This window comes from Methylovorus sp. SPW-M1 (assembly GCF_053848825.1).
The window spans coordinates 2,361,761-2,378,006 of record NZ_CM132626.1 but is presented as its reverse complement, the minus strand read 5'-3'; the positions used below and the strand labels follow the sequence as shown (position 1 = coordinate 2,378,006).

At 55.3% G+C, this 16,246-nt stretch carries 18 protein-coding genes; 8 read left to right on the top strand and 10 right to left on the bottom strand.

Annotation, left to right across the window (positions count from 1 at the left end; all coding sequences use genetic code 11):
* Positions 1–96 precede the first annotated feature (96 nt).
* Positions 97–1,335, bottom strand: a complete 1,239-nt coding sequence (gene icd, locus ACWWD9_RS11235; RefSeq protein WP_455867060.1) for an NADP-dependent isocitrate dehydrogenase — start codon at positions 1,333–1,335, stop codon at positions 97–99.
* 22 nt (positions 1,336–1,357) lie between these two features.
* On the opposite strand from icd, the gene ACWWD9_RS11230 reads away from it, so the two are divergent.
* The 5 genes from ACWWD9_RS11230 (at position 1,358) to ACWWD9_RS11210 (ending at position 5,690) form a co-directional block, all read left to right on the top strand.
* Entirely contained in the window at positions 1,358–1,894 is a 537-nt protein-coding gene (locus ACWWD9_RS11230; protein ID WP_013441421.1) for a pseudouridine synthase, read from the top strand.
* Positions 1,895–1,982: 88 nt separating this feature from the next.
* Positions 1,983–2,690, top strand: coding sequence for a type 1 glutamine amidotransferase (locus ACWWD9_RS11225; protein ID WP_013441422.1), 708 nt, complete (start codon positions 1,983–1,985; stop codon positions 2,688–2,690).
* Positions 2,691–2,759: 69 nt separating this feature from the next.
* Entirely contained in the window at positions 2,760–3,845 is a 1,086-nt protein-coding gene (gene aroC / locus ACWWD9_RS11220; protein WP_455867059.1) for a chorismate synthase, read from the top strand.
* A 32-nt stretch (positions 3,846–3,877) separates the two neighbouring features.
* Positions 3,878–5,023: an MFS transporter gene (locus tag ACWWD9_RS11215; RefSeq protein ID WP_455867058.1), complete on the top strand. Its 1,146-nt coding sequence runs from the start codon at positions 3,878–3,880 to the stop codon at positions 5,021–5,023.
* Between the two features lie 22 nt (positions 5,024–5,045).
* The gene (locus ACWWD9_RS11210; protein WP_455867057.1) at positions 5,046–5,690 is read left to right on the top strand and encodes a retropepsin-like aspartic protease family protein; all 645 of its coding nucleotides are present in this window, start codon (positions 5,046–5,048) and stop codon (positions 5,688–5,690) included.
* A gap of 91 nt (positions 5,691–5,781) precedes the next feature.
* On the opposite strand, the gene folE2 is transcribed toward ACWWD9_RS11210, so the two are convergent.
* From folE2 to ACWWD9_RS11190, 4 genes are read right to left on the bottom strand one after another with little or no spacing between them, the layout of a single operon-like run.
* Positions 5,782–6,588 (bottom strand): GTP cyclohydrolase FolE2, encoded by an 807-nt coding sequence (gene folE2 / locus ACWWD9_RS11205; RefSeq protein ID WP_013441426.1) that lies wholly within the window; start codon positions 6,586–6,588, stop codon positions 5,782–5,784.
* A 51-nt stretch (positions 6,589–6,639) separates the two neighbouring features.
* Positions 6,640–8,481 (bottom strand): 1-deoxy-D-xylulose-5-phosphate synthase, encoded by a 1,842-nt coding sequence (gene dxs / locus ACWWD9_RS11200; RefSeq protein ID WP_455867056.1) that lies wholly within the window; start codon positions 8,479–8,481, stop codon positions 6,640–6,642.
* Position 8,482: 1 nt separating this feature from the next.
* Positions 8,483–9,370, bottom strand: coding sequence for a polyprenyl synthetase family protein (locus ACWWD9_RS11195; protein WP_455867055.1), 888 nt, complete (start codon positions 9,368–9,370; stop codon positions 8,483–8,485).
* Positions 9,370–9,603 (bottom strand): exodeoxyribonuclease VII small subunit, encoded by a 234-nt coding sequence (locus ACWWD9_RS11190; protein ID WP_013441429.1) that lies wholly within the window; start codon positions 9,601–9,603, stop codon positions 9,370–9,372. Before ACWWD9_RS11190 ends, ACWWD9_RS11195 begins: the two co-directional genes overlap by 1 nt.
* A 166-nt stretch (positions 9,604–9,769) precedes the next feature.
* Here ACWWD9_RS11190 and ACWWD9_RS11185 point away from each other — a divergent pair, with 166 nt between their 5' ends.
* Positions 9,770–11,173 (top strand): hypothetical protein, encoded by a 1,404-nt coding sequence (locus ACWWD9_RS11185; protein ID WP_455867054.1) that lies wholly within the window; start codon positions 9,770–9,772, stop codon positions 11,171–11,173.
* 66 nt (positions 11,174–11,239) lie between these two features.
* Here the strand turns inward: ACWWD9_RS11185 and ACWWD9_RS11180 are convergent, their stop codons facing one another.
* Positions 11,240–11,890, bottom strand: coding sequence for an alpha/beta hydrolase (locus tag ACWWD9_RS11180; RefSeq protein ID WP_455867053.1), 651 nt, complete (start codon positions 11,888–11,890; stop codon positions 11,240–11,242).
* Positions 11,891–12,038: 148 nt separating this feature from the next.
* Between ACWWD9_RS11180 and ACWWD9_RS11175 the strand changes: the two genes are divergently transcribed.
* On the top strand, positions 12,039–12,803 hold the full coding sequence (locus ACWWD9_RS11175) for a 3',5'-cyclic-nucleotide phosphodiesterase (RefSeq protein WP_455867052.1): 765 nt from the start codon (positions 12,039–12,041) through the stop codon (positions 12,801–12,803).
* A gap of 12 nt (positions 12,804–12,815) precedes the next feature.
* On the opposite strand, the gene ACWWD9_RS11170 is transcribed toward ACWWD9_RS11175, so the two are convergent.
* The 4 genes from ACWWD9_RS11170 to ACWWD9_RS11155 all read right to left on the bottom strand — a co-directional run bounded on the left by ACWWD9_RS11170 (position 12,816) and on the right by ACWWD9_RS11155 (position 15,516).
* The gene (locus tag ACWWD9_RS11170) at positions 12,816–13,247 is read right to left on the bottom strand and encodes a pilin (protein WP_455867051.1); all 432 of its coding nucleotides are present in this window, start codon (positions 13,245–13,247) and stop codon (positions 12,816–12,818) included.
* A 56-nt stretch (positions 13,248–13,303) separates the two neighbouring features.
* Positions 13,304–13,741, bottom strand: a complete 438-nt coding sequence (locus ACWWD9_RS11165; protein WP_455867050.1) for a pilin — start codon at positions 13,739–13,741, stop codon at positions 13,304–13,306.
* Positions 13,742–13,936: 195 nt separating this feature from the next.
* Positions 13,937–14,458, bottom strand: coding sequence for an SRPBCC family protein (locus tag ACWWD9_RS11160; protein ID WP_015829476.1), 522 nt, complete (start codon positions 14,456–14,458; stop codon positions 13,937–13,939).
* Positions 14,459–14,520: 62 nt separating this feature from the next.
* Positions 14,521–15,516: a YVTN family beta-propeller repeat protein gene (locus ACWWD9_RS11155; protein WP_455867049.1), complete on the bottom strand. Its 996-nt coding sequence runs from the start codon at positions 15,514–15,516 to the stop codon at positions 14,521–14,523.
* Between the two features lie 203 nt (positions 15,517–15,719).
* Here ACWWD9_RS11155 and ACWWD9_RS11150 point away from each other — a divergent pair, with 203 nt between their 5' ends.
* Entirely contained in the window at positions 15,720–16,241 is a 522-nt protein-coding gene (locus ACWWD9_RS11150; protein ID WP_159356507.1) for an RNA pyrophosphohydrolase, read from the top strand.
* Positions 16,242–16,246: the final 5 nt, after the last annotated feature.

The following is a 16,246-nucleotide window of genomic DNA, read 5'->3' as shown; positions in this document are numbered from 1 at the left end:
CTTCATGAAAACGGCCCGTCACGCGGGCCGTTTTCATTTGTAGTGAGTTTTGCGCATGTTAGCCACCCACATGGCGTGGCTAACATGGCTGGCTGATTACATGTTGTTGATGATTTCGTCGCCAAATTGAGCGCTGCCCACTTGCGTAGCGCCTTCCATTTGCGAGGAGAAGTCATGCGTGACGCGTTTGGCGCTAATCGCTTGCCCCACGCCTTTTAGCACCAGGTCGGCGGCTTCTGCCCAGCCCATGTGGCGCAGCATCATCTCAGCGGAGAGGATGAGTGAGCTTGGGTTGGCGATATCCTTGCCTGCAATCTTGGGGGCAGTGCCGTGTGTTGCCTCAAACATGGCCACGGTATCCGACAGATTGGCGCCTGGCGCAATGCCAATACCACCTACCTGCGCGGCCAGCGCGTCGGACATGTAATCACCATTCAGATTCAGGGTGGCCACCACGTCATAGTCCTGCGGGTGCAGCAGAATTTCCTGCAGGAAGGCATCGGCGATGCAATCCTTGATGATGATGCCATTTGGCAGCTTGCACCATGGGCCGCCATCGATCTCCACCGCGCCAAATTCTTCCTTGGCGACTTCATAGCCCCAGGTCTTGAAACCGCCTTCGGTGAATTTCATGATGTTGCCTTTGTGGGCAATGGTCACCGATTTGCGGTTATTGTCGATCGCATATTGAATAGCCTTGCGAACCAGGCGCTTGCTGCCATCCACGGATACTGGCTTGATGCCGATGGAAGAGCTTTCGGGGAAACGGATTTTCTTGCGCACGCCCATGTCGGAAAGGAAGTCGATGACTTTCTTGACTTCATCGGTCCCTGCCGCCCACTCGATACCAGCATAAATGTCTTCGGTATTTTCACGGAAAATCACCATGTCGGTTTTTTCCGGATGTTTGACCGGGCTGGGCACGCCAGTGAAGTACTGTACCGGGCGCAGACAGACATACAGATCCAGTTCCTGACGCAGGGTCACATTCAGCGATCGGATGCCGCCGCCTACCGGCGTTGTCAGCGGGCCCTTGATCGAGATCACATAGTCGCGCACGGCTTTCATGGTTTCTTCAGGCAGCCAGGTATTGTCTCCATATACCTTGGTAGCCTTTTCACCAGCGTACACTTCCATCCAGGCAATCTGGCGCTTACCGCTGTAGGCCTTGTTTACCGCAGCATCCACAACATTGATCATGGGGGGCGTGATGTCAACGCCAATGCCATCGCCCTCAATAAATGGGATAATCGGCTGATCGGGAACGTTAAGAGAGTTATCTGCGTTTACGGTGATTTTTTCGCCAAAGCCAGGCACAACGATTTTTGTAGACATTGAGTAGATCCCTAGAAATTAAATGCTTATTCTGTTCAACAAGCCTTTTGGCGTAGTTTGCCAGTTCAGCGCGCATGAAAATCATCCCACGCTCAAGGATTACATCGCGATGCCGGATGTATATGCAGCGGGGAGACTAGATACGGACAGCGAAGGTTTGCTTATTTTAACCGATGACGGCCGCTTGCAACACAGGATTGCGCACCCCAAGCATAAAGAAATCAAGATATATTGGGCTCAGGTGGAAGGTGCGCCGGACGATGAAGCACTCTCGCCGCTGCGCCGTGGTGTCGATTTGGGTGATTTTGTGACTCAGCCTGCACAGGTGAAGATTATTGCCGAGCCTGCCAATCTATGGGCACGGGTTCCGCCCATCCGCGAGCGCAAAGCCATTCCCACCACCTGGCTGGAAATCCGCATCAGTGAGGGCAAGAATCGCCAGGTAAGGCGCATGACGGCCAAGATCGGCTTTCCTACCCTCCGGTTGATACGCTATGCGATAGGCGCACACACCCTGGCCGGGTTGCAACCTGGCGAGTTTAAGATACTGGCGACCTGATGGTTTTGTCTCAGCCAGCCGATTGCCATGAAAGCTATCTCTGATGGATGTCGTTTTTTAATTAACCCGCTTTTTATGAGGATTACGCATGAAGCCCGTCATCATTTTTCGTCACGCTGCAGTTGAAGGTCCCGGATTTCTGGCGCAGTTTCTGGATGCGCATCAGATTCCCTGGCAATTGTTGAAGATTGATCAGGGTGAAAGCTTGCCCACATCGATTGCCGACTACAGTGGCGTGGTTTTGATGGGTGGACCCATGAGTGTGCATGATGATCTGCCATGGATAGCGCCTGTGCTGGGCCTTATCCGTGAAGCGTATGCACTGGATATCCCGCTGCTGGGGCACTGTCTGGGTGGCCAACTGATCAGTCAGGCACTCGGCGGCCAGGTAACGCTGAACCCGATCAAGGAAATCGGCTGGGGCGAGGTATCACCAACGGCTGCGCCGGAAGCAAAAGCCTGGTTTGGTGATCAAGCCCATTTCCTGGCATTTCATTGGCATGGTGAAACCTTTGCGCCACCACCGGCAGCCACGCCCTTGCTGGTCAGCCCCTATTGCGAAAATCAGGCCTATGCCATCGGCAAGCACCTGGCATTGCAATGCCATATTGAAATGACCGAGCAAATGGTGCTGGACTGGTGCCGTGTCGGCGCAGATGAAATCCAGGCCGCTGCGGCCAGCCCTGGTGTGCAGCAGGTCGCCGATATCACGGCGGCGCTCAGTGCAAATGTGGCGGTGCTGCAGAAAACGGCAGAGCGCGTCTACACGCAATGGATTCGCGGCCTCAAGGCTTGAGGCGCGGCATGCCAGTCTGGCGCTTATGGTAAACTTCAGCCTTTTCAGGCTTATACGCAAGAGAATCTCATGTCCGGCAATACACTAGGCACACTTTTTACGCTTACCTCCTTCGGTGAGTCTCACGGCCCCGCCATTGGCGGTGTGGTAGACGGGTGTCCTCCGGGCATGGCCCTCAGCGAGGCTGATTTGCAAGTGGAACTGGACCGGCGCAAGCCCGGTACTTCGCGCCATGTCACGCAGCGCAAGGAGCCGGATACCGTTGAAATCCTGTCTGGTGTGTTTGAAGGTAAAACCACCGGCGCGCCGATAGGCTTCATTATTCGCAATCAGGATCAACGCAGCCAGGATTACGGCAAGATCGCCGAGACATTCCGCCCCGGCCATGCTGATTACACCTACTGGCAGAAATACGGCATCCGCGATTACCGCGGAGGTGGCCGCTCCAGTGCCCGCGAAACGGCGGTGCGTGTGGCGGCAGGCGCCATTGCCAAGAAGTGGTTGAAAGAGCGTTACGGCGTCACCATTCAGGGTTATATGAGTCAGCTGGGTGAGCTGACCATTCCCTTCGAGACCTTTGATGCTGTCGCAGAGAACCCTTTCTTTGCGCCCAATCGCACCATCTTGCCTGAGCTTGAGGCCTATCTGGACAAGATTCGCGCCGAGCGCGACTCGGTGGGTGCCCGCATTTCCGTGGTGGCCCGTGGCGTGCCGGTTGGCTGGGGCGAGCCGGTCTACGACCGTCTGGATGCCGAGCTGGCATATGCCATGATGAGCATCAATGCAGTCAAGGGTGTTGAGGTCGGCGCAGGTTTTGCCAGCGTGGCGCAGCGTGGCTCTGAACATAGCGACGAGCTGACGGCGCATGGTTTTGCCACCAATCATGCCGGTGGCATACTCGGCGGTATTTCGAGCGGGCAGGATATTGAAATCCACCTTGCGCTAAAGCCAACGTCCAGCATTCCCCAGGAGCGCCGCTCTATCGACAAGCAGGGCGACGAACTCACCATGCAGACGACTGGTCGCCATGACCCCTGTGTCGGTGTGCGTGCGACGCCCATTGCCGAGGCCATGATGGCGCTGGTGCTCATTGATCACGCCTTGCGTCATCGTGCGCAATGCGGCGATGTTGTCACCCCCACACCACATATCTGATTTTTCTCTGAATAAAACCGCAGACGTCCGGTATGCATAAGTCTCTCTACTGGCGTCTGTCTGGTTTTTATCTTGCCTATTTTGGCTTCGTCGGCGCCTTTACGCCGTTCTGGAGCCTCTACCTGAAATCCCTTGCCTTCAGCGCTTTCCAGATTGCGATTCTCATGTCGCTGTTTCAGGTGGCGCGCATATTCTCGCCCAGTTTGTGGGGCTGGCTGGCCGATCATCTAGGCCATCGCGTCCGTATCATTCAATGGCTGGCGGGCTTGAGCCTGCTGGCATATGCCGGTGTCTTCTTCGGGACCTCATTTGCCTGGCTGTTTGCGGTGATGCTGGCGTTGAGTTTTTTCTGGAGTGCTTCCTTGCCATTGATTGAGGCAGTCACGCTCGGGCATCTGGGGGACAGGTTTGATCGGTATGGCCGCATCCGCCTGTGGGGGTCGATCGGATTTATTGCCGCCGTCATTGGCCTCGGTTACCTGCTGGATTTCAGCGATATCCGGGCGCTGCTGTGGGTGGTGCTGGGTTTGCTGGTTGGGGTGTTTCTGTTTTCACTCAAGCTGAATGATCCTGCGGTACTTCGGCACCATGATGATGCCGGATCGCTATGGGCGATTATTCGCCGGCGCGAAGTGGTCGCGCTGATGGTCGCCTGTTTCACCATGTCGGCGGCGCATGGTGTGTATTACACCTTTTACTCGATCTATCTGGTGGCGCATGGTTATAGCGCCACCCATGTCGGCTGGTTATGGGGGCTGGGCGTGGTGTGCGAGATTCTGATTTTTCTTGGCATGCCGCGGCTGACCGCCAGGTTCGGCTTGCGCCGCATCATGATGGGCAGCCTGGTTCTGGCCTTTGTACGATTCAGTGTGATTGGCTGGGCGGTGGATAACTGGGTGCTGATTCTGCTGGCGCAGACCCTGCATGCGGCGACCTTCGGCTCTTATCACGCCGCCGCGGTGGCGCTGACGCATCAATATTTCAAGGGGCGCCACCAGTCCAAAGGGCAGGGGCTGTATACCAGCGTCTCCTATGGCATGGGCGGCACGGCCGGGGCCATTGCCAGTGGCTATGCCTGGGATACGCTGGGGCCCAGCTGGACATTTACCCTCTCGGCCAGTTGCGCTATGCTGGGCTGCCTGTTATTTGCCTGGCTGATGCCCAAGAAAAACCAATAAGTCCTCTCTGAAGGAGACCCGCATGCCGCGGCTGTTCACTCTCGCTTTGCTCTGCCTGTGGCCGTTTGCCGTGCATGCGGATACCGATATCAACGTGGTGGCCCTGTTTAACAACAAGGCGATGCTGATTATCAACAAGGGTAAGCCGCAGACTCTTTCTGTGGGCCAGGTCTCGCGTGAAGGCGTCAAATTGGTGGCGGCCGATACCAGCCGGGCGGTGCTTGAGGTGGAAGGCAAGCGGCGCGAACTGGGGATGGGGCAGGCCGCTACTGTGGCGGGAAATCAGGCCACCGGCCCTGCCAGCGTCACTCTCTATGCCGATGGTGCCGGGCACTTTGTGACGGATGGCATGGTAAATGGCCGCGAGCTCCGATTTCTTGTTGATACCGGGGCTACATTGATCGCCATGAACAGTGGTGATGCGGTCTATGCCGGCATTGATTACAAAAAGGGAGTTCGCATTCCTATCCATACTGCCTCGGGGGAAGAGGTGGGGTACCGTGTGGTGATCAATACACTGAAGCTGGGAAACGTGATCCTGAATCAGGTTGATTGCGTGGTGCTGGAGGGTGGTTCGCCCGCGATGGTACTGCTTGGCATGAGTGCGCTGAACCGCTTGGAAATGCGGCGCGACGGTATCACCATGACGTTGACCAAAAAATACTGAACCTAGGATTTTCGCAGGGTTTCGGCAACAAAAAAGCGCATCTGGTGAGATGCGCTTTTTTATTTTCAGCTCGCTGCAAGGCTTGCCAGCGTTAAGCCTGGATACGTTTATCCCGCTCGATCAAGGCATAGGCCGAGTGGTTGTGAATGGACTCGAAATTCTCAGATTCCACTACGTATTTCACGATGCGCTTTTCCACATTCAGTTGAGCCGCTACATCGCGCACCATGTCTTCCACAAACTTGGGATTGTCATAGGCATGCTCGGTGACGTATTTTTCATCCGGACGCTTCAGCAGACCAAACAGCTCGGAGGAAGCTTGTGTTTCCACGATGCGGATCAGGTCTTCCACCCAGATGAAATCATTGATCAGGGCAGTGATGGTCACATGCGAACGCTGGTTGTGCGCACCGTAGTTAGAAATCTTCTTTGAGCATGGACACAGGCTGGTGACCGGCACCATGACTTTGACTGTGATATCAAATTTGCCCTTGTTGATTTCACCAATGAAGGTGACTTCATAATCCAGCAGGCTTTGCACGCCAGAGATCGGCGCTGCCTTGTTGATGAAGTACGGGAAGGTCATTTCGACGTAACCGGACTCTGCTTCCAGCCGCTCTACCATGGCACGCAGGATAGTCTCGAAAGACTCCACCGAAATCTCGCGCTCGTTCATGTTGAGAATCTCAACAAAGCGCGACATGTGGGTGCCCTTGAAGTTGTGCGGCAGATGCACATACATGTCAAACATGGCGACCGTATGCTGCACACCACCAGTTTTGTCCTTGACCTTTACCGGATGGCGTATGGATTTGATCCCCACCTTGTCGATGGCGAGATGTCGCGTATCCGGCGTGTTCTGGACATCTTCAATGGCTGGTGTAACTGGCTGGTTCATGGGGCGTTCCAATATCGTAAAGAGAGTGCGGTGTAATACTTGAGTATACTACTAGGTTAATTTTTTCTCAATTGAGGCAATGATGCCTTCCGCATTGAGACCGCATTCCGCCAGCATGGTTTCATGCACACCATGATCAATGAAGGTATCCGGTAAGCCCAGGCTCAGGGTGGCCACCTGCGGATTGATCTGCTGCAATGCTTCCATCACCGCCGCGCCTGCGCCACCGAGTAATGTGTTTTCCTCTACCGTCACCAGCAGGCTATGGCTGGCGGCCAACTCGGCAATCAGGGCTACATCCAGTGGCTTGACGAAGCGCATGTTGACGACAGTGGCATCCAGCTTTTCTCCAGCTGCCAGCGCGGGTGTCAGCATGCTGCCAAAGGCCAGTATGGCAACGTTTTTGCCATGGCGGCGCACTTCGCCCTTGCCGATGGGCAGCGCTGTCATGGCCTTTTCAATGACGGCACCAGGGCCGCCACCGCGAGGGTAGCGCACCGCGCTGGGGCCATCATGCTGATAGGCGGTATACAACATCTGGCGGCATTCGTTTTCATCCGACGGCGCCAGGATCAGCATGTTGGGGATGCAGCGCATAAAGCTCAAATCAAAGCTGCCGGCATGGGTCGGGCCATCGGCGCCCACCAGGCCAGCGCGATCAATCGCAAACACGACAGGCAGGTTTTGCAATGCAATATCATGAATAAGTTGATCGTAGGCGCGCTGTAAAAATGTCGAGTAAATGGCGACTACAGGCTTCATGCCATCGCAGGCCATACCCGCGGCAAAGGTGAGGGCATGCTGCTCGGCAATGCCGACATCAAAAAAGCGCTTGGGGAATTTCTCGGCAAAGGCGTTGAGGCCGGAGCCATCGCACATGGCCGGGGTAATGCCGATCAGGCGCTCGTCTTGCTCCGCCATGTCGACCAGCCAGTCGCTGAATACCTGGGTGTAGGTTTTTTTGCTGCTGGTGGCAACAGAGCAGCCATTGCTCGGATCAAATTTCCCCACGCCATGGTATTTGCCGGGATTATCCTCGGCAGGCGCATAGCCATGGCCTTTTTGCGTGACGATGTGGAGGAATTGCGGGCCCTTGAGCTTGCGGATATTTTTCAGCGTGGTAATCAGGGTTTCAATATCGTGGCCGTCAATCGGGCCGATATAGTTAAAGCCGAACTCTTCGAACAGCGTGCCTGGCGTGACCATGCCCTTGACGTGCTCTTCCGCCCGCTTGGCAAATTCCAGCATGGGTGGCACCACGCCCAGCACCTTCTCGCCGGAGCGGCGCATGGACGCATAAAAGCGGCCGGAAAGCAGCTTGGCTAGATAGTTGTGCAGGGCGCCCACATTCGGCGAAATCGACATGTCATTGTCGTTGAGGATCACCAGCAGGTTGGCATCCATTGCGCCTGCGTTGTTGAGCGCCTCAAAGGCCATACCGGCGGTCATGGCACCGTCGCCGATGATGGCAACCGCGCGGCGCTCTGAACCCTGCTGCTGGGCGGCAATCGCCATGCCCAGTGCGGCGGAGATCGAGGTGCTGGAATGCCCCGTGCCAAAGGTATCGTATGGGCTTTCGTTGCGACGCGGAAAACCGGCGATGCCATTCGGCATGCGCAAGTCGGCCATGCCATCGCGGCGTCCGGTCAGAATCTTGTGCGGGTAGGTCTGGTGGCCCACATCCCACACCAGCCGGTCTTCCGGGGTGTTGAATACATAGTGCAGGGCGATGGTCAGCTCAACTACGCCCAGGTTGGATGAAAGATGGCCGCCCGTGCGCGCCACGCTATCAATCACAAAGGTGCGCAGTTCCTGGGCCAGCTCGGGAAGCTGCTTGCGATCAAGTAATCGTAGCTGTTCCGGCGATTGGATAGTGTCGAGTAATGGATACATATCAGAAGCTGCGTTGCGTAATGAATTTAGCCAGCTGCTGCAGGCGTAAGGCGGAATCCCCGTAAGCGGCCAATGGCGCCAGGGCTTCGTCGTAAAGTTCTTGCGCCAGCTGCTTTGCCCGCTCCAGGCCGAGGATGGTGACATAGGTCGGCTTGTTGCTGTCGGCGTCCTTGCCAGCAGTTTTGCCGAGCGTGGTGGTGTCGGCTTCGCTATCGAGAATGTCGTCCACCACCTGGAAGGCGAGGCCGATCGCCTGGGCATAGTGGTCGACGGCTTTGATGCGGTCGGCATCAACCGTATTCGCGCTTTCGGCACCCAGCAGTGCGGCAGCGCGAATCAGCGCACCGGTTTTGTGGATGTGCATCTGTTCCAGTTCGGTCTGCGTCAGGTCGAGGCCCACGCTGGCAAGATCAATTGCCTGCCCACCGGCCATGCCGCGTGAACCGCTCGCCACTGCCAGAATATGCACCATATGCAATTGGCGTGCTGCATCACGAAGCAGCCTTGGCTCCGCCAGCACCTTGAACGCCAGCGTTTGCAGGGCATCACCGACCAGCAGTGCGGTGGCGTCGTCGTATTGTTTATGACAGGAGGGTTTGCCGCGGCGCAGGTCGTCGTCGTCCATGCAGGGCATGTCGTCATGCACCAGCGAATAAGCGTGTATCAGCTCTACCGCAGCGGCTGATTGTTCCACCGCCGAAATCGGCGCCTGACAGAACTCCCCCGCAGCGTGGGCGAGCAGGGCGCGAACGCGCTTGCCACCGCCCAGCACGGCATAGCGCATCGCCCCATGCAGGCGCGATGGTATGATATTTGCAGCAGGTAATATGTCGTCCAGCACCCGCTCCATGCGGGTCTGGATATCCAGCGACCATGCGTTGAAATCCATTATTGTTGATCGCTAAAAGATTTGAGTTGGTGGGTATCGTTCAGTATCTGCACTTGTTGATCGACATCGGCCAAGGTCTGCTGGCAGAATTTCAATAACTCGGCCCCGCGTTTGTAGGCGGCCAGCGAGAGCTCCAGCGGTAGCTGGTTGGTCTCCATCTGCTGAACCAGTGCTTCGAGTTCGCTCACAGCACTTTCGTAAGTGAGTGGCGCATCGGCAATTTTTTTGCTCATGACATTGATTATTCTGGGGCGTGCGTCTGTAAAATGAAGGCCGCGAGGCGATAACGAGTATGCATTTCTAGCCTGAATTATATAGTTTACGCTATATCTTTGTCAGGGCTAAATGCAGGGTCGGGAATAACAATACAACAGGGAGCAGCGCAGGCTGCATATAACGATGATGAAGAATGCTACCTCGCTGGACGAAGAGTGGCTGGTTCGCCTGGAGTCAGCCAACCAGGCCTTGTCCAAAGCCATGCCGCTGGGTGATCTTGAAGCGGTGATCTATCTGCAGCAATCGTGCCGGCCGGATTTGCTGTCACTGACTCGCTACTTTGCCACCACGCCCAAGCTCGATGTCGTGCTGGAAAACCGCATTGTGCGTATCGTCGGCGAGCATCTGCAACAGTCACGCGTCGCATGCACCAACCACATCAAAGCCTTGATGGCCCGCCAGAGCAAGCAGCAGCTCATGCAATTGCTGCTGGAAAAGCTGCAGGTCATGGCCTTGATCGCCAAATGGTGTTACATGCGTTATCAGCCTATTCCCGAGCGTTACTGGCTGGAGCTGCATGCGGATTATCTGCTGGCCGAACGCTTGCGGCTGGATATCCCCGCTTTCCAGTCGGGTTATGTGCATATTCTGATGCTGGACAGCATCAATCTCAGCAGCATGCAGAAAGCGGAAATCGAAGCGCTGGACCGCTGGGTAGCGCAGTGGAGCGTGCAAGTGGCAGTGACGGCACATTGCGATGACCGTCCGCATGCCATGTTTGTCGACCTGGGACAGGATGTCGGTGCCAGGCGCTTGCGCAACTTTACGCCCACTGAAAACTTTCGCTGCTGGGTGATTGAGATGATCTTGCGTGATCTGGAGCAGATGCGCGAGCAGCTCTCTGCTGGCGCCATCAGCCTGCCGATATTGCCAGACGCCACGACAGTCCGAAGCGCCCAGATCATTGATCTGCTTATCATGGCCTGGTCTGATCTGCGCGAGCAGCGCAGACGCGTCGAGCGTGCCGCCGTCTCCAAGCTGGCGCAAGCGGTCAATGGCCTGTTTGCCGTATGTCAGCAAATCCGAAACGAAGCCTACCGCCCGACTTTTCTTCATCCGGATGATGTGCAGCCCCTGCCGAATTCGTGGGAGGTGCAGAACGAGAGCGTATTTGGCCTGGGCGCTGTCGTGAATGCGGACCTGAATCTGTGGGTTAAGCCCGGCGCCTTGCTATCCCTGCAGTTTGCGTTGAATCCGGATATGGAAGTGCTGGCCGTGGTGCGTAGCCTCCAGCAGCGGCCGGGTCGCGAGCTTTATGTGGGCCTGGAAGTGATTTCCTATACGCCCGCCTATGTGCAATTGACAACCGAAGACCTGCCCGCCGACGAAGAGCCCATTCCTGGCCTTTATCTGGGGCGCGATGACGACAGAAACTGGCCGCCGAGCTTGCTACTGCCTCTGCAGCCGCAAGCCGACGTTGGCGAACTGGTAATGCATCTGGAACATTCCGATTATCGGGCCACGCTGGGCGATGTGCTGGAACAGCAGGCCGACTGGGTGCGCATAGCGGTCATGGTGCGCGATTAAACGCGCTGCGCCCGGGCATGCTCGAGGTTGTTGAGGAGTATGCCGTGTGCCGGAAAGCGATGAGCCTTAACGCAGCACGCGCTGCAAAAACTGGCGGATGTCGTCAATTTCTTCGGCACATACGCTATGCGGCATGTCGTAGGTATGCCATTCCAGCGCATAGCCATTGTCGCGCAATACATCCCGCGAGATGGCGGCCGTCGCGGGCAGAATCACACTATCGTCCGTGCCGTGTGCCATGAAAATGGGCGTCGCCTGGTTGGCGGCATGTTTCTCAGTAGCCAGTGCCTGTTTGATTGGTAAATAGGTCGAGAGCGCGAGCACGCCAGCCAGTCGATGCGAGTAGCGCAATGCTGTTTGCAGCGCCATGGCGCCCCCCTGTGAAAAGCCTGCCAAGACAATACGCTCAGCCGGGATTCCCTGCGCGATTTCATCCTGAACAAGGGTTTCGATCTCGGCTTGCATGGCGCGTATGCCCGCTTCATCCTGCTGGCTATCCAGTCCCAGGCCAAAAATATCGTACCAGCCGCGCATGGCGTAGCCATTGTTGAGGCTGATAGGCCGCACTGGCGCATGCGGAAAAATATACCGCACTTGCAGCAAGCCCAGTTCCTCGGCAATCGGCACGAAATCATGCCCATCGGCGCCCAGTCCATGCAGCCAGATAATGCTGGCGGTCGCCAGCGCTTGAGGTTCCAGGGTGATTTTTTCGAGCATGTGTGGATTATCCAGATAATGGGTTGGCCGGGGGCTGCTAGGCTGGGCGGGGAATACGCGCTACCATCGTGCCATGCCCGTCTGTCAGGCAGTGGGCAAGCATCTATCATAACAAAAGACGGAAGCGGGGCTATATGGAGCGAGCGCCATGCAAGTGAAAGTATTGGGATGTAGCGGCGGCATAGGCGGCAATCTGCGCACGACCTCATTGCTGGTGGACGACGATATCCTGATTGACGCAGGCACCGGGGTGGGCGATCTCAGTATTGAGCAGATGGCGAAAATAGATCACGTCTTCCTCACCCATTCGCACCTGGACCATATTGCCTGCTTGCCGCTCATGCTGGATACGGTGGCTGGTCTGCGCGAAGCGCCCGTGATTATTCATGCGCTCCCCGAGACCTTGCATGCGCTTAAAACCCACATCTTCAACTGGATCATCTGGCCTGACTTCAGCGCCGTCCCCAGCGAAACAAGCCCCTTGATGCGCTATGCCGAGGTCGCGCTAGGTAAAGCCGTAAGCTTAAGCGGACGCAGTATTACTCCGCTTCCCGCCAATCATACGGTTCCCGCCGTTGGCTACTGGCTGGATAGTGGCACCAGCAGCATGGTGTTCACGGGCGACACGACCACGTGCGAAGCCCTGTGGGAACACGTCAACCGGATTGAAAACCTGAAATATGTGCTGATTGAAACGGCGTTTGGTAATGATGAGATGGCGTTGGCACAAGCATCCAAGCACCTGTGCCCGTCGTTGTTGTTTGAGGAGCTGGCCAAGCTGAAGAAATCAGCGCATGTATATATCACCCACCTGAAGCCGGGCGAGGGAGCTGAGATCATGTATCAGATTGAGCAAAGCTCGCAACATGCGGCTTTGAGAGGTTTGCAGAATATGCAGGTGTTTAAGCTGTAGTAAAGGCCATGATTATTGCCATGAAGGGGATAAATATTTTGTTGGCGTTGTGCCCCCCGTCAGCGATTGGCGTGTTTCGAATGCACCCGTACTTACATCATAGTTCATTTTGAGATTGGCACTTTGTAACTCACTTGCAACACCTGCATTCTTAAATGTCGCTGTAATCGTGCATACCGGGTCAGTCCACGTTCCTGTTGTGGAGGCCACATATTTCCCTTCGGTAGTGGCTGTGCTGGGAGGGGTGCAATTAAAAGCAGAAGGGTCTTGAGATAATAAATCAGCCATCGACGACTTTAATCCATCCATAATCACCATGGCTTCTGAGACTTGCGATTTGGCTATATAGGTTTGATAGGCAGGGATAGCGATTGCAGCCAGAACCCCAATGATGGCAACGACAATCATCAGTTCAATCAGTGTGAATCCCAAGCTTTTTTTCATATCGGCCTCGCATAAAAAAAGCCCTGGCAATACTGCCAGGGCTTTATGTCAGGAGATTATGGAGTTGTGGTGGCTGCTTGCCATGCTTTTGGACGATACTTGGCAATAAGGTCACCGCCGCTGTATGTATAAGCACCTGTTTCAGAGTTGTATGTCATGACAACAGTCTTGCCGGCAATGCCAGTTGCAACACCACTCGCTCTGTATTTTGCTTCTAATGAGCATACGGCTCCGGATAAGCTTGGTGTAATCGTATCAACGAATTTACCTTGGATGACTGCGCCTGTTGGAATTGCACAACCTGATGTTGGATCTTGAGACATCCCCTCTGCAATCGGTGTCTTCAGGCCGTCCAGCAGAACCATAGCTTCAGTTGCTTGGCCTTTTGCGGTGTAATCCTGATAAGCCGGAATCGCCACCGCTGCCAAAATACCAATAATCGCGACCACGATCATCAGTTCGATAAGAGTAAAACCTTGCTGTGCGTTTTTCATGTCATCACCTTTCAATCAATTTAGGAGAGTCTCTAGCAGATGTCTGCCAGGGGTGTTGCGTCGATAAACGGGGTGTTGGTTGATCACTTCGTTTATCAGATGAATCAAGCATAACGCAGGCAAAAAAAAAGCGGATGGTGACATCCGCTTTTTTGATTTTCAGTGACAAAAAATGTCACCGTTTGCTGATGGCAATTATTTGCCTTCAGCCACTTTCTTCAGGTTGGCCAGGCCAGCGTCGTAGACACCGGTCACCGCGTTGATGGCGGATTCGTCATCCTGACCTGGTGGGATAGGTGGGTTCAGCTTGTACACGCGGTAGAAGCGACCTACCCAGGTCACGGTGCTTTCGCCAGCGCCAGGGCCTGCCTTGACGGTGATGAAGGAGTTGTAATCAGCCACGGGCAATACGCCTTCCACGATTTCATATTTCAGCTTCATGTCGGCATCGTCAGCGCTACGCAGTTTTTCGTAGATGGTGCCGCCGCCTTTGAGGGTCAGCAGGCGATAGGTGTCACCATCCTTGGTTTCCAGCTTGGTGCTGGCAACGGCGGGGTGCCATTTCTGCATGTTGCCGAAGTCCTTGATCAGCGCCCACACCTTGGCTGGTTCAGCCTTGATGGTGACTGTTTTTTCAACTTTTTGTGGCGATGGACCGTGCGCAGCGGCGGTCAATGGAATGACGGCCATGGCAATGAGGGCGAGTAGTTTTTTCATGCGATTTTTCTCCGTTGATAAAAGTCTTGGTGCTAAATCCGAATCCGGGGCTGGATTCATTCTCAGTGCGCCGTCTCCTGAATAAACTGGCCAAATGCCCGGCTTTGCTTGTCCGTGGCAATGGTCTGGACCAATTTATTGTTGCTGGCGTCGATCACTGAAACCGTGTTGTCGAACCAGTTGGCAACATATACCCGCTGGTTCGCATGATCAAAACTGATGCCTTCGGGGTAACCTCCCACCGGCACGATGCTGATGACTTTTTGCTGGGCAACATCAATCACCGAGACATTGTCGCTTTGCGTATTGGTGACGTAAATGCGGCTGCCATCTGTGCTGACCGTGACGCAATAGGGATGTTCCCCCACCTTGATGGTGTTGACCTGATGTGTTTGCGTATCAATCATGGAAACGCTGTTGCTATAAACATTAACGGCGTAAAGCTGCTTGCCATCCCGGCTCAGGCCCAGTCCAAATGGGTGTTCGCCCACGGCAATGCGCTTGACGATCTGCATGCTGGCGGTATCAATGATAGCGACATCGTTGCTATCGCGATTGGCAACATAAAGCTGCTTGCCATCTGGGCTGACGATAATGCCTGCTGGCGCCTTGCCGACATTGACTGTGCGCTGTTGCGTCAGGTCGGCGGTGTCCAGCGCCAGTACCTTGTCTTCAAACCAGTCGGCGACAAACAGGGTTTTGCTGTCTGGCGCAAGGGCAATGCCGACCGGCGAGCCATGTAATGGCAACTCTTGCAATACTTTGTAATGCTGAGAGTCAATCACGCTGATGGATTGGCCGTCGACATTGCTGATATAGGTGCGGCCCAGGGCGGCAGAAGTCGCGACACCAACAGGCGCCTTGCCAACTTCTATGCTGGCAATGACCTGATTCGACGCAAGATCAATTACCGATACCGTGTTATTCCCCTGATTGCTGATGTAGGCAAAGCCGCCAGCCTGGCATGACCATGCGATGCAGGCGGAGAGTGCGGCAAGGAGGATAAGCAACGGTTTCAATGGAAAGCGGATCTGCGGAATGGTTGTGATGTGAATCAAACGCTTGAAAAGCCGATATGGTTGACTACGCAGTATACGGGGGGCTTGCAAACAGCGTCAAGGCGCGCTTGGCAGGTGATATTCCCGAATTTGCACGGCCTGCAGGCGTGATCCTCTGGCTTCCAGTAAGGCAAGTTGGCATGCGGCTTTCAATCGGGGCTGAAGTGTGAAAAAATTACACTAAATTATTAAGGTAGTACGTCATGATAGATCGCGATGGATATCGCCCGAATGTCGGCATCATATTATGCAATGCCCGCAATGAGGTTTTTTGGGGCAAGCGTATTCGCGAACACTCCTGGCAGTTTCCGCAGGGTGGCATCAAGCACGGCGAAACGCCCGAGCAAGCCATGTACCGTGAGCTTATGGAAGAGGTTGGCTTGCGCCCGGAGCACGTCAAAATTCTTGGCCGCACCCGCGACTGGTTGCGGTATGAAGTCCCCACCAACTGGATCAAGCGTGAGTGGCGCGGCAGTTATCGCGGCCAGAAGCAGATCTGGTTCCTGCTGCGTATGGTAGGTCGCGATTCGGATGTGTCACTGCGTGCCAGCACGCATCCTGAGTTTGATGCCTGGCGCTGGAGCGAGTATTGGGTGCCCATGGAGAGTGTGATTGAGTTCAAGCGCGAGGTGTATCGTCTTGCCCTGAATGAGCTTGCGGCTCACCTCAGCGGGGATACGCGCAAAAAACCGCGCAATCACAGCAGTTCGATTATTGCCTCCTGAGCAAG